13 protein-coding genes are annotated in these 12,801 nt (G+C 58.6%); 6 read left to right on the top strand and 7 right to left on the bottom strand.

Annotated features, from left to right (window positions below; translation table 11 throughout):
* Nucleotides 1-81: 81 nt before the first annotated feature.
* The 4 genes from J2S62_RS11880 to J2S62_RS11865 are packed head-to-tail and all read right to left on the bottom strand — an operon-like array spanning nucleotide 82 to nucleotide 3,180.
* The gene (locus J2S62_RS11880) at nucleotides 82-1,377 is read right to left on the bottom strand and encodes an alpha-hydroxy-acid oxidizing protein (RefSeq protein ID WP_310174994.1); all 1,296 of its coding nucleotides are present in this window, start codon (nucleotides 1,375-1,377) and stop codon (nucleotides 82-84) included.
* A gap of 39 nt (nucleotides 1,378-1,416) precedes the next feature.
* The gene (locus J2S62_RS11875) at nucleotides 1,417-1,839 is read right to left on the bottom strand and encodes a hypothetical protein (protein WP_310174992.1); all 423 of its coding nucleotides are present in this window, start codon (nucleotides 1,837-1,839) and stop codon (nucleotides 1,417-1,419) included.
* 31 nt (nucleotides 1,840-1,870) lie between these two features.
* Nucleotides 1,871-2,680 carry a fructosamine kinase family protein gene (locus J2S62_RS11870; RefSeq protein WP_310174990.1) on the bottom strand — a complete coding sequence of 270 codons (810 nt, stop codon included), beginning with the start codon at nucleotides 2,678-2,680 and terminating at the stop codon, nucleotides 1,871-1,873.
* On the bottom strand, nucleotides 2,677-3,180 hold the full coding sequence (locus tag J2S62_RS11865; RefSeq protein WP_310174988.1) for a low molecular weight protein-tyrosine-phosphatase: 504 nt from the start codon (nucleotides 3,178-3,180) through the stop codon (nucleotides 2,677-2,679). Before J2S62_RS11865 ends, J2S62_RS11870 begins: the two co-directional genes overlap by 4 nt.
* A gap of 137 nt (nucleotides 3,181-3,317) precedes the next feature.
* Here J2S62_RS11865 and J2S62_RS11860 point away from each other — a divergent pair, with 137 nt between their 5' ends.
* Nucleotides 3,318-3,842 (top strand): amino-acid N-acetyltransferase, encoded by a 525-nt coding sequence (locus J2S62_RS11860; protein WP_310174986.1) that lies wholly within the window; start codon nucleotides 3,318-3,320, stop codon nucleotides 3,840-3,842.
* Here the strand turns inward: J2S62_RS11860 and J2S62_RS11855 are convergent.
* On the bottom strand, nucleotides 3,839-4,777 hold the full coding sequence (locus J2S62_RS11855; RefSeq protein WP_310174984.1) for an HhH-GPD family protein: 939 nt from the start codon (nucleotides 4,775-4,777) through the stop codon (nucleotides 3,839-3,841). The genes J2S62_RS11860 and J2S62_RS11855 overlap by 4 nt on opposite strands.
* Nucleotides 4,778-4,835: 58 nt before the next feature.
* Here J2S62_RS11855 and J2S62_RS11850 point away from each other — a divergent pair, with 58 nt between their 5' ends.
* Complete coding sequence (locus J2S62_RS11850; protein ID WP_310174982.1) at nucleotides 4,836-5,477, top strand: hypothetical protein; 642 nt, start codon at nucleotides 4,836-4,838, stop codon at nucleotides 5,475-5,477.
* Here the strand turns inward: J2S62_RS11850 and radA are convergent, their stop codons facing one another.
* Together radA and J2S62_RS11840 are read right to left on the bottom strand one after the other, a co-directional pair.
* Nucleotides 5,478-6,947, bottom strand: a complete 1,470-nt coding sequence (gene radA / locus J2S62_RS11845) for a DNA repair protein RadA (RefSeq protein WP_310174980.1) — start codon at nucleotides 6,945-6,947, stop codon at nucleotides 5,478-5,480.
* A gap of 40 nt (nucleotides 6,948-6,987) precedes the next feature.
* Nucleotides 6,988-8,166: an FUSC family protein gene (locus J2S62_RS11840; protein WP_310174978.1), complete on the bottom strand. Its 1,179-nt coding sequence runs from the start codon at nucleotides 8,164-8,166 to the stop codon at nucleotides 6,988-6,990.
* A 190-nt stretch (nucleotides 8,167-8,356) separates the two neighbouring features.
* Between J2S62_RS11840 and J2S62_RS11835 the strand changes: the two genes are divergently transcribed.
* The 4 genes from J2S62_RS11835 (at nucleotide 8,357) to pstB (ending at nucleotide 12,563) form a co-directional block, all read left to right on the top strand.
* The gene (locus J2S62_RS11835) at nucleotides 8,357-9,457 is read left to right on the top strand and encodes a phosphate ABC transporter substrate-binding protein PstS (RefSeq protein WP_310174976.1); all 1,101 of its coding nucleotides are present in this window, start codon (nucleotides 8,357-8,359) and stop codon (nucleotides 9,455-9,457) included.
* A gap of 104 nt (nucleotides 9,458-9,561) precedes the next feature.
* Nucleotides 9,562-10,518: a phosphate ABC transporter permease subunit PstC gene (pstC, locus tag J2S62_RS11830; RefSeq protein ID WP_310174973.1), complete on the top strand. Its 957-nt coding sequence runs from the start codon at nucleotides 9,562-9,564 to the stop codon at nucleotides 10,516-10,518.
* A 101-nt stretch (nucleotides 10,519-10,619) separates the two neighbouring features.
* A complete protein-coding gene (gene pstA, locus J2S62_RS11825) occupies nucleotides 10,620-11,747 on the top strand; it encodes a phosphate ABC transporter permease PstA (protein ID WP_407650015.1) in 1,128 nt (375 codons plus the stop codon).
* A gap of 36 nt (nucleotides 11,748-11,783) precedes the next feature.
* Nucleotides 11,784-12,563 (top strand): phosphate ABC transporter ATP-binding protein PstB, encoded by a 780-nt coding sequence (gene pstB / locus J2S62_RS11820; RefSeq protein ID WP_310174971.1) that lies wholly within the window; start codon nucleotides 11,784-11,786, stop codon nucleotides 12,561-12,563.
* Nucleotides 12,564-12,801: the final 238 nt, after the last annotated feature.

Genomic DNA, 12,801 nt, shown 5'->3' with positions numbered 1-12,801 from the left:
CCGCAAGGGTACCGGCGATTTTTTGTTGCTATGCGCCCTTCTAACAACTTCGGCGAACGTCTCTCCACCGGTATCGAACCGTCAACTGCGAGCAGGTCGGATATGCTGTTCGTCGAGATCGGCGATATCGGATACCCCCATCAGCCCGAGACTAATATCCAGCTCAGCGGCGAAGTAATCCAGGACACTGCTCACACCAGCAGCCCCGTGGAGGGCTAGCCCGTAGAGATACGGCCGACCGATGGCCACTGCTGAAGCGCCGAGCGCCAGCGCTTTAATGGCATCTGCGGCAGTGCGGACACCGCTGTCAAAGATCAGCAGCATCTCTGCGCCAACAGTCTGGCGCACGTCGACCAAGGCGTCCAACGAGGGTATCGCCCCATCAAGTTGCCGTCCACCATGATTCGAAATCCACAGCGCATCAAAGCCGAGACGTTGAGCCTGCCGAGCATCATCGGCATGTTGGATCCCTTTGATCATAATCGGAAGATCAGTGGTGTCTCGCAGCCGGGCTAGTTCGGTCCACCCGAGATCCGTACGAGAAAAGATCTCCAGGAACGTCTCCACAGCTGCCCTGGGATAAGGCGACCTCAGATTTTGACGCAGGGAACCCGGATAGCGCCTACTCATGTTCATCAGTGCACGCACTGCAGCTAGCGTCGGCCTAGCCTCATCACTTGACTTCTCCTTTGGGGAGGTGGCTTGTAGACGAGCTTCCACGAGTTTGGCGAACTCTGGATCTGAGGTATATTGACCGATGCCCATCCCGTGGGCGAAGGGTAAAAAGCCGTTGTCTAAATCTTGAGTGCGCCAACCCAGCATAAACGTATCGAGGGTGACGACGATAGCGGAGGCGCCAGCGGCCTCAGCCCGCCGCACCATGCTGAAGGCCACCTCATCGCTGCTGCCCCAATACAACTGGTAGTACCACGGTGTGCCGGCTAATTTAGCGGCAATCTTCTCCATCGGCACGGAAGCCTGGGTCGAGACCGTCATCGGGGTCCTAGTGGTGGCAGCCGCTTCGGCGGTCGCAAGATCAGCTTGCTGGTGCACCATCTCGGCCACACCAATGGGTGCCAGGACAAAAGGCGAGTCCAGGGGCTCGCCAAATAGCGTTACCGAAGTGTCGCGTACGGTCACCGGGGTGGCCATCCGGGGGACCAGCTGCCACCGATCAAAGGCGGTACGATTTGCTGCGGCAGTGGCTTCGGTGCCCGCTGAACCGTTGATGTAGCCGCGGGCTCGGGGTGACATCTTCTTGGCCGCGGCATCGTACAGGGCAGTACTGTTGACCGGCACGTGCGGGCGGCGGCCGTAAAGACCTGCCCGATAGATAAGATTCTGTAATCGCCGGCCAGCGGGAAGTTCGTTTGTCATCTAGCTCACCATCCTGGCCGCCATCATACCCGGCTTAAATTAGCAGCCCGTTGAGACGTTTTCGTCTCTGCTCTGGTATTGCTTGGCTACCTCTTGGCGTCGGTGTTCCGGAAGGTAGGATGCCCAGCCGCCAATAACCACACCAAAAATAATTGGTACCGCAATCCACAGCCCTTGCCAGTCGACCCAGGTGCCCACCATTGGCAGCACTACTATCGAAAAGAACATCCAGTGCCAGCCAGGTGGTGTAGGGATCTGTTCCAACGGGACCGGCGTACTGAACCGCTGCGCAACAATCCCGAGAATCCAGAGACAGAACGCTGCGACCAACCACCATATGGCGCCAGAAGTTTGATGCTGGGAGAACACCGGAAAGCCCGCCAAGAGACTCGCAAGCCCAATGAACATCAGCAGACGTGCAACATGATCTAATCCTGGTCGGTAGGGTCGAGTCGCTGACATGACTACTATCCTCTCCAGTGTTGGTGTGGCGTCACGTGTCCAGGGTAGTGCTCAGCGCACGCATCGTCGATGCCGCATAGCCTGCGCCAAATAACAGCACGTGCACCAACAGCGGGACAAGCTGGAAGACCGGGATGCGCTGCTGCCAACCGTCGGCCAGCGGAAACTCATCGGTGTAGCCGGTCATGACGGCCGGACCGAAGCCACCAAACAGGTGCATCATCGCGATGTCTTGTTCGCGGTGGCCCCAGTGGCATGATGGGTCGATCAGCCAACTGGTGCCTGCGGCGTCCACCATTCGGTTGCCTGCCCACAGATCACCGTGCACGACGGTGGGCGGTTCTTCTGGGCCCAAATGTTCGGGGGTGATTGCCTCGGCCATCGATACCGCCGTGCTCTCCAAGAGGCCCGCTTCGACAGCCTGTTCAGTTAACGGCACAATCCTATTGGTCACTAAAGATTTATACAGCGTTGTCGTCGGTTGCAGGTCGATGGCGGCTGCACCCAGATACCAGTGCGAAAGACCTGCCAGACTACCGAAAGTCTGGTCAGCAGCAGCTTGCTCTTGGCTTGTACGGTGCAGGCGGGCCAGCTCCTGGCCAAATGCGTCTTCTGGGTCTTCGACTCGCCCGACGCTGGTGTCAGCTGAGATGAGTTCGATGACCAGGTGGTCGTCGGTGACCTCGTAGACTTTCGGCACCCTGGCGCCTAACTGGCCTAACGCCTCAAGACCGGCGGCCTCGAATTGGAAGAATCCTGCTGGTGCGTTGGTCAACGCCTTGCGAAAAGCTTTGGTCCCGTCGGCTAGCCGGATGGTTGAGGTTGTGCCGGTTCGGCTCATTTGCCACCGTAGCGCTGCAATACCGAGTCCAGGCTGTCATTTCGGATCGCCTCAACGAGACCTTTGGCAGCATCTTCGATCTGGTCGTACATTGAGACATAGGCTTCTTCGGGGTGACCGTAAGGATCTGGCACATTAGCGATGCCTTCTTCATCAACTGTGGAGGCGAAGGCGCCAAAGCGGACGATCTTGGCTCGTTGTTCTTCGGTGGTGGCCAGATCCAAGACGTTGCTCAAATTCGAATCGTCCATCGCCAGAACAAGGTCAGCTTCTTCGATATGCTCGGCGGTGATTTGATCGGCCACTGACGTGAATTCGTAACCGCGCTCGGTGCCGACTTTCTGGGTCAGGTGATGCGCTCCGGTGCCGATGTGCCAATCAGAGGTGCCGGCCGATGCGACTTCAGCGTCGATCCCGGCTTTTTCGAATTCATGAATCAGCACTGATTCGGCGGCGGGGGAGCGGCAAATATTTCCAAGGCATACGGTTAAAATTTTCATAGTCACCATTGTGCTGATACTTCCAGCCCTTTGCCTAGCCTCGTCGTGCGCGTGTTGGCAGATGGCGTATTTCCGCCGAGAATGGAGCGCAGCCCTCAGATTAGCCGAGAAATGTCACAACAAGTAATGTTGGCATAATGGAAATTCACATCCGCCCGGCCCGCACCCAGGACGTCCCCACCATTCGCTCAATGGTGCAACCGCTTGCGAGCGAACGTGTACTGCTCGACAAAGACAAGGTCGCCTACTACGAGTCGGTCCAGGAGTTCATGGTTGCAGAAAGCGACGAGGGCGAGATCGTTGGTTTCGGTGCCCTGCACGTGATGTGGGAGCATCTAGCCGAGGTCCGGACCCTTGCAACAGCCGACGGTCACCAAGGTCGCGGTATCGGCGGGCTCGTCTTGAACGCCCTGCTCAATAAAGCCGAGGCCCTCGGTGTCCAACACGTCTTCTGCCTGACCTTTGAGACCTCGTTCTTCCAACGCCATGGTTTCGAAATCATGAAAGACCAGTCGGTGCTGGACCCAGACGTCTTCAGCCAACTGCTGCTATCCACCGACGAGGGTGTCGCAGAATTCCTAGATCTTGCTCGAGTCAAACCCAACACGCTGGGCAATACCCGCATGATCCTGGACCTCGCGCAGCGTCCACTCGGTGACTAAGGCAGAGTCAGAACATCTTCGCTGAGCACAGCCAGCCCGTCATCAACCAAACCGGTGACCGCGCGATCCCACTGGGCTGATTCGGGTATGTGACGACCAAGCCTGCCGGTCGCTTCTACCGTGGTGCGCAATCTGCCGACATCGACTGTTCCTTGGGCGCGTAGCACGCCCATGATCGCCCCGCGAACCTGACGATCCGAACCATTCCACGATTGGGTTTTCGCCACCACGTCGGGTTCGGGCTTACCAGCCGCCACCCACGCACACTGCGCTAACACCGGGCACTCTTCACATTTGGGTGCTCGTGCAGTACAAATTAGCGCACCCAATTCCATGGTCGCGACATTCCACGTATTCGCATCGGCAACGCCCTGCTCCGTTGAGGTATCGGGCATCAGCTTTCTGGCCAGTTGGCGTTCTGCAGCAGTCAGACTCGGCGCTGCGGCGCCCACCCCGGTAAAGATCCTGGCGTGTACACGACGCACGTTCGTATCGATCACTACCTCGGGGATACCAAAGGCAAACGATGAGACCGCAGCGGCGGTGTATTCGCCGATGCCTGGTAACTGGAGCAGCAACTCAGGGTCGGCGGGTAGCTGGCCGTCATGTTTCTCTACCACCGCTTTGGCGGTTTCATGCAGTCGCAGAGCGCGGCGTGGATAGCCTAGCCGCCCCCACATGATCAACACGTCGGCGGCCTCGGCAGCAGCTAGGTCCGCAGGTCCAGGCCACCGCTGCATCCACGCCAGCCACGGTTCCCACACGCGAGCCACCTGGGTTTGTTGCAGCATCACCTCGGATACCAGCACACCCCAAGCGGTGGTTTCTGGCTCACGCCAGGGCAGTTTCCTGGCGTTGGCCGCATACCAATCCAGGATGCGGGTTCGGACCTGTTGCACGTGGGCGTCGTCGAGTTCGGCGAGGGGAGATGACATACCCACCATGCTAGCTGCGGCCCCCGCTTTTGCCGGTTGAGTGGCTAAACTATTCACTATGTCCGACCAACAGCTTCCCCCGCGTCCTCGAAAGATCCCGCCACATATTTTGCGACGACGTCGTATCGTTGCGGTGATCATTTTGCTCATCATTTTGGCGTTGATTGGCTGGGCCATTTGGGCCCTCATTGGCTTGTTTACTTCTGACGACGATAATGCCGCACCTGATCCTTCGCCCACGGTGACCGAGACGGTTTCGCCTTCTCCGACCGAGACTGAAACGGACGACGAAGACGACGATGAGTTGGCTAATGCTTGCGATCCCGAATTTTTGACGGTCACGGGCTCAACTGATCAGGAAGTTTATGCCGAGGATGAGGACCCGCGGTTCACTATGACCATCACCCATGATGGGGACGTTTTATGTGATGCGTCGTTGGGTTCGGATCAGCAAAACTTTGTGGTCGAAGATATGGATGGCCAGTTCGTCTTCGCTACCCGTGCCTGCCAGGTGGACCCGCAGGAGCAGATTGTTGAGATGGAGCCTGGGCAATCTGAATCCGTCAACTTCCAGTGGGAACGCTTCAGTACCGACGAGGACTGCGAGTCGGAGGTTGAAGATGTTGAACCCGGCCAGTATCAGCTGGTGGTCAGTATCGGGGATCGAACCGCTGAACCGGTGGAGTTTGAGCTCGAGTAGTTAGTCGTCCCACACGTCGTCTTGGTCGAGTTTGATGACATCGGCTAGCCGCGCTCCGGGTTTGGGCCGCGGTGGTGGACGGAGGCTGGGGTCGAAGAGTTTGGCCATGGCCTCTTCTAGCGAGTCGGTTTGCACCACGTGCATGCCCTTGGGCACTTTGATGCCGTCATCTTTCGGGATGATCGCGCTGTGAAAACCTAGCCGGTGGGCTTCTTTGAGCCTGCGATCGATCCCGGGCACCGGACGCAGCTCCCCGGCAAGGGATAGCTCGCCGATGGTCACGGTACTGCGCGGTAGCGGCAGGGATCCGCGAGATGAGAGGATCGCTGCGGCAAGTGCCAGGTCGGCGGCCGGTTCGTGCACATTAATCCCGCCTACGGTGGAGGCGTAAACGTCTTCGGTGGACATGTTGAGACGCAAGTGGCGCGAAAGAATCGCCACTACGGTATTCAACCGTGACTGCACCAGACCCGTGACCACGCGGCGCGGGGAGCCTCCCGCGCTTTCGGCCACGAGTGCTTGGACTTCGGTCATCAGTGGGCGGTGACCATCCATGGTCACGGTAATAGCTGTGCCGGGGGCCGGAGTTTCGAAGGTATTAATAAACAGCCCCGAGGGATCGTCAATGGACTCAATCCCGGAATCTCGCATACTGAAGCAGCCAACCTCATCAGTTGAGCCGTACCGGTTTTTGACCGAGCGGATGAACCGAAGTTGTGAGTGTCGGTCGCCGTGGAATTGGCAGACCACATCGACGAGGTGTTCCATGGTGCGCGGACCGGCGATACTGCCCTCTTTGGTCACGTGCCCGACCAGAATGGTGGCGATATTGTAGCGTTTGGCCAACCGGATGATACTGGCGGTGACTTCTTGGATCTGCATCCGGCCACCCGGAGTGCCGTCAATCGAGGCAGATTGGATCGTCTGGACGGAGTCAATGACCATAAAGTCCGGTTGCAGCTGTTCGATCTGTCCCAGCACCTGGCCTAGATCGGTTTCTGCGGCCAGCATCAGGTTCGGTTTCATCGCCCCGATGCGTTCGGCCCGTAAACGCACTTGGGCGGCTGCTTCTTCACCGGTCAGATACAGGGTTTTGCGCTGCTTGCCGTCATCGCGCCGGGTTGCTGCCACATGACCGGCAATATCTAATGCCATGGTTGATTTGCCGATCCCGGGTTCACCCGCCAACAGGATGACCGCACCGGGGACTAACCCGGAACCCAAGACCCGGTCGAATTCAGACACCCCGGTTGGGAAGCTTTCAGCGTGCGACGCATCGACCTCGGTGATGGGTTGGGCCAGGTGATCGATATCCACCCGCGCTGGAGCGGTCCGGGTGGAGGTTGGGGTCACCCCGGCTTCTTCGATCGTGCCCCAGGCCTGGCATTCGCCACAGCGGCCCGTCCATTTGGCGGTCATCCACCCGCACTCGGAGCATTTATAGGCAAGTTTGGTCTTCGACTTCGACATGTCGCTAAGCTTAGTCGCCGGTTAGGACACGATAAGCCAGTTAGTTGCCCAGTGTGGGTAAGTAGCTGGTGGCCTCATCATGGTCTGAGCCGGTGGCCTCTAAGAAATCAACCATCATGGGCCGACACATCATCACTAGGGCCTCGCCGTGGAGGGTCCCTGCCCCCAGATTTCGGGGGGTGAGTTTGGTTGTGACCGACCCCAGTGCATCGCGTGCGACCGACAGCGAGCGATGCCGCCCCGGAGCCACCGGTTCGGAAACCGACCGGCCCAGCACCGCCACAGCATCGCCTGCGTCACCGAACCAGGAAGCCATCCGCTCCAGATCGTCAACGGCTTCGGTCTTTCCGTCGACTTCATCGATCACGGTGATCACCCGGCGGGCGATGATCCGCAGTGAACGCACCGCCAAGTCGGTCTTTTCTAGGGTGCGAGACATCTCTTGCAGATCTTGTCGAGCCGAACGTCGAGTCGGGGCGTAGGTCGCGTGCTCATCTGCGGCGGCCAGTTCGGCGCGCACCGCATCGATCTTGGTTTGCAACCCACGAGCCTCGATCAGCGCCACCCAACCGCCGCGCGAATCGTGCGACTCTAGCGCGTGGGACAGTTCTCGGAAGACCCCGGTGATGGAAGTGAACAATTCGCGAAAGCCAGCCACAGCTTCGCGGCGGACCGACACCGGAGTAAGCATCGTGATCGCAATCGCGATGATCCCGCCGATCACCGCATCCAACGACCGGCTAAAGGGCCCCTCGGGCGGAATCGGTAGTAGCACGATCAACACCGACTGAATCGACATCTGGGTGGTGAAAATGACCCCCGAGTCAATAAAGCGTGCCAGGATGATCGTCACGAAGACCACGATGACACCCTGCCAGTAGCCCTGCCCCAGTAGGGTTTGGAGGGTGTCCCCAACGAATATGCCTAACGTCACACCGATGGACACTTCTAGGGCTTTTCGGATGTGCGGGTCACGCCCGAAACCCAAGGAAATTAAGGCTGCGGTCGCGGCGAAATAGGGCTCGCTGTGACCGAAAATAATACTGGCAAAAGCATAGGCTGCGACAGCGGCAATCGCCGATGTCGCGGCGGGAATAAGCGCTTTTCGGGCACGCCAAGCACCGGAACGAAACCGCGATGAAACGAACTTCTTGACCCGTGGCCAACCCTTGGGTTCCGGTTGGACGGGTAACGGGGTGGTATGCATGCGCTCAGACATGCCTTTATCCTACGAGGTCGCAAAAAAATAGTGGTAAAAGCCGTCCGTAGCCAAGAGTTAACCAAGCGTTAATACTTCGAATGCCAGAAGGTTACCTACCCTGCGTAGCTTCATGGGTAGTTCGGGCCACCGCCACGCAAGCAATGGCCCAACAACATGTCTCACAACAAACTCGAAAGAGGAAAACACCGTGAAGTTTTCGCGCTTTTACCGCTCGGCCGCTATCGCATCAGTAGCCGCGCTGGCCCTTGCAGCCTGTGGATCCGACGACGCCGCCGAAGGCGACAACGCCAATAACGCCGGTGGCGACGAAGCCGCAGCCGAAGTTTCGGGCACCCTGGTCGGTGGCGGTGCTTCGTCGCAAGAAGCAGCCATGACCGCATGGACCTCCGACATCACCGAAACATACCCCGACCTGACCGTGAACTACGACCCAGTCGGTTCCGGTTCGGGCCGTGAAGGTTTCATCGCCGGCCAGTACAGCTTCGCAGGCTCAGACTCCGCGATGGACAGCGACGAACAGGAACAGGCTTGCGGTTCAGGCAGCCCATTCCATGTGCCGTCCTACATCTCCCCGGTAGCGGTTGCTTTCAACCTTGAAGGCGTCGACACCCTGAACATGAACCCAGAGACCATCGCCAAGGTCTTCGCGGGCGAAATCACCACCTGGGATGACGAAGAAATCGCCGAGCAGAACGAAGACGTCGATCTGCCATCGACCGATATCACCGTTGTGCACCGCTCCGATGACTCCGGCACCACCGAAAACTTCACCGACTACCTCAACGGTGCAGCAGGCGACGCCTGGACCTGGGAAGCTTCCGATGCTTGGCCAGAAGATCTGACCGGTGAATCCGCCCAGCAGACTTCCGGTGTCGTCTCGCTGACCACCGACACCGACGGTGCCATCACCTATGCTGACGCCTCCCAGATCGGTGGCCTGTCCACCGTAGCTGTTGGCGTTGGCGAAGACTACGTCGAATACTCCGCTGAAGCTGCAGCATCCGCTGTGGAATCAGCAGAAGAAGACCCAGACTCCGAAGGCGCTCGCGTTCTTGACCGCAGCACCGAAGAAGAAGGCGTCTACCCGATCGTGATGATCTCCTACCACATCTTCTGTGATGAATACGAAGACGAAGGTCTGGTCGAGCAGGTCAAAGCATTCGGTAACTACGTGATCTCTGAAGAAGGTCAAGCCGCCGCTGAAGAATCAGCCGGTTCTGCACCAATCTCAGACACCATCCGCGACGAAGCAACTGAACGCATCGAAGCGATCTCCGTAGCCGGCTAGGCCACGCGTTAAGCTTTCGTAGCTGATACCACCGCCTGGCACCACAAGCGGTGGTATCAGCTTGAAGGCTCTTTTTAGTCAGTAAACGTTTCAGGAGTACAAACGTGACAACCACATCCCCGCGCACCAAGACTCAAGCGCGTAGAACCACTTCCGAGGTGGGGGATAAAGTCTTTTATGGCCTATCCTGGACCGGCGGCGTCATCATTCTGGTCGTGCTGGCCTTCGTCGCAGCTTTCCTGCTTATCCGGTCCCTGCCAGCCATCGCACCGGACGCATTCGGTCCGGGCGCAGAAGAGGCAACCGATTTCTGGTCGTATGTCTGGCCGCTCATGGCAGGCACCGTTATCGTCTCGGCCATCGCGCTGCTGCTGGCCACCCCTATCGCCATCGGCGTTTCACTATTCATCAGCCACTACGCGCCCCGTCGGTTCTCTTCGACCATCGGTTACGTGATTGACTTGCTGGCTGCTATCCCATCGGTGGTCTATGGCGCATGGGGCATGCTTGTCCTGGCCCCGCTGATGGTGCCGATCTATCAGTGGTTGCACGACAACCTGGGTTTCATTCCACTGTTTGCCGGTGACCCCTCCAATACCGGCCGCACGATCCTCACCTCCGGCGTTGTACTAGCCGTGATGGTACTGCCGATCATGACCGCGCTATGCCGCGAGATCTTCCTCCAGACCCCACACCTGCACCAAGAAGCAGCCCTAGCCTTGGGTGGCACGCGCTGGGAAATGATCAAAATGACCGTTTTCCCATTTGCTCGGGCCGGTATCATTTCGTCGATCATGCTGGCGCTAGGACGCGCACTGGGTGAGACCATGGCCGTGACCATGGTGCTGTCCCCGGGTGGGTTCTCCTGGTCGCTGATCACCTCGGGCGCCAACGCCACGATTCCTTCCGAAATCGCACTCAACTTCCCCGAAGCCTTCGGCCAGCGTCAAGCCGAACTGATCGCTGCGGGACTGATGCTGTTTGTCATCACACTGGTCGTCAACGTGATCGCCAGAGCGATCGTCGACCGTCAGGCGAAGAAAGCTGAGGGGCTGTCATGAGTTCACAAATTTCCTCCCGTCCCACCGCCACCCCAAAGGCTCCCACCTCTCAGGACCCTCACGGTCGGAAGAAGCCAGAAGACATGCCCCCACGCAATAAGATGAAGCGGTTGGACTCGCTGACCGCAAACCGGAAGCCGTCCTGGAGCTGGATGGCGGCCGCTGCAGGTGCCGCAATTTTCGCGCTGCTCATCAATCTGTTCTTCTTCGAATCCTTCAGCATCGTCGGCTTCCTGCTGATCGGGGCGGCCGCATACATTCTTGCGATGTACGTGACCAGCCGCGTGCTCGAAGATCGTCTCAAGGCCCGGGACGAGTTATGGCGCCACCTGGTGTGGACGGCATTTCTCATCGCGTTAGTCCCACTGATCTCAGTGGTCTGGTCGGTGCTGTCCCAAGGCCTACCGACGTTGCTGTCGCATCCTGGCCTGTTGACCACCGACATGCAGGGCGTGGTCGGAGCGACTGACATCGCCACGCAGACCGAAGGCGAACCGCTGCAAGGTGGTATTCTCCACGGCCTGGTCGGCACGCTCATGATCACTCTGCTCGCCAGCGTGATCTCCATCCCGGTGGGGCTGTTTGCTTCGATCTATTTGGTGGAATACGCCAACCGCAACAAGTTCTCTCGTGCCATCCGGTTCTTCGTGGACGTCATGACCGGTATCCCATCGATCGTTGCCGGGCTGTTCGCTTTTGCGGGACTCACGCTACTGATCGAACTAACGGTCGGCTCATCGCCGCAGGCACTGCAGTCGGTCAAGACCGGTTTTGCCGCCGCGCTGGCCCTGAGCGTGCTGATGATCCCGGTGGTTGTGCGTTCGACCGAAGAGATGCTGGGCGTCGTCGCAGACGAACTGCGCGAAGCCTCATACGCATTGGGTGTGCGCAAATGGCGCACCATCATGAAGGTCGTGCTCCCCACCGCGATGTCCGGTATCGCCTCCGGTGTCACCCTGGCTATCGCCCGTGTCACCGGTGAAACCGCGCCGATTCTGGTCACCGCCGGTTATGCTGCGACCACCAACTGGAACCCGTTCTCCGAGTGGATGACCGCCTTGCCGGTGTTTATCTATCGCCAGTTGACCAACCCGACTGCACCAGCAGCAGGCGATCCTTCGACCGCACGCGCTTGGGCGGGCGCGCTCGTGCTGATCGTCATCGTCATGGGCTTGAACTTGATCGCCCGTGTCATTGCTAAAAAATTCGCTCCGAAGACCGGCAAATAGTCCCCGGTCCGCGACGCTTCAAAGGAACCTACCTCCATGGCAAAACGTATTCAGACCATTGACCTCAACTGCTACTACGGCGACTTCCTAGCGGTTAAAGATGTCAACATCGAAATTGAACCCCAATCCGTCACGGCATTCATTGGCCCATCCGGTTGCGGTAAAACCACCTTCTTGCGCACCCTAAACCGGATGCACGAAGTGACCCCGGGTGCCCGCGCCGAAGGCCAGATCCTCCTCGACGACGAAGATATCAACGCACCCACGGTGGACCCGGTTCGCGTGCGGTCCACGGTGGGCATGGTTTTCCAGCGTCCCAACCCGTTTCCGACCATGTCGATCCGCGAAAACGTGCTTGCTGGTTACCAGCTCAATGGGATCCGGTTAGCCAAATCCGATTCGGATGCCATTTTGGAACGCTCCCTGACCGGTGCGAACCTGTGGGATGAAGTTAAAGATCGATTGGACCGTCCAGGTGGAGGGCTTTCCGGTGGCCAGCAGCAGCGCTTGTGTATTGCTCGGACGATCGCGATTGAACCCGATGTGATTCTCATGGACGAGCCGGCCTCCGCATTGGACCCGATTTCGACTCTGGCGATTGAAGATCTCATTCATGAACTCAAGCAGGATTACACGGTGGTGATCGTGACCCACAATATGCAGCAGGCTGCACGCGTGGCTGACAAAACCGCCTTCTTCAACCTGCAGGCCATTGGTGAGCCAGGTGGGCTGATTGAATACGACGACACCACCACGATCTTCAACAATCCGGCCAACGAGCAAACTGAAGCCTACATTTCTGGACGCTTCGGCTAAACCCAATTGAACAGCAAAGTCCCCGGTCTGAAACGCGTTTTCAGACCGGGGACTTTGGGTAATTCAGCGATGTCGGGCCGGGCACGCCTCACGGCGTGTGGCCGCTCGAAGCGGCTAATAATTTGGAGCCCGGGGGTACCGCAACCCGACATCTACTGTCACTCTATCCGCCACAGGTTGGCTTAGCAACAGCGCTTCTCGGGGCCGTAAATTCTCTGCAACATCGCGTTATCACAGG

The organism is Enteractinococcus fodinae, assembly GCF_031458395.1.
Classification (GTDB): domain Bacteria; phylum Actinomycetota; class Actinomycetes; order Actinomycetales; family Micrococcaceae; genus Yaniella; species Yaniella fodinae.
This window is presented reverse-complemented; position numbering and strand designations above follow the sequence as displayed.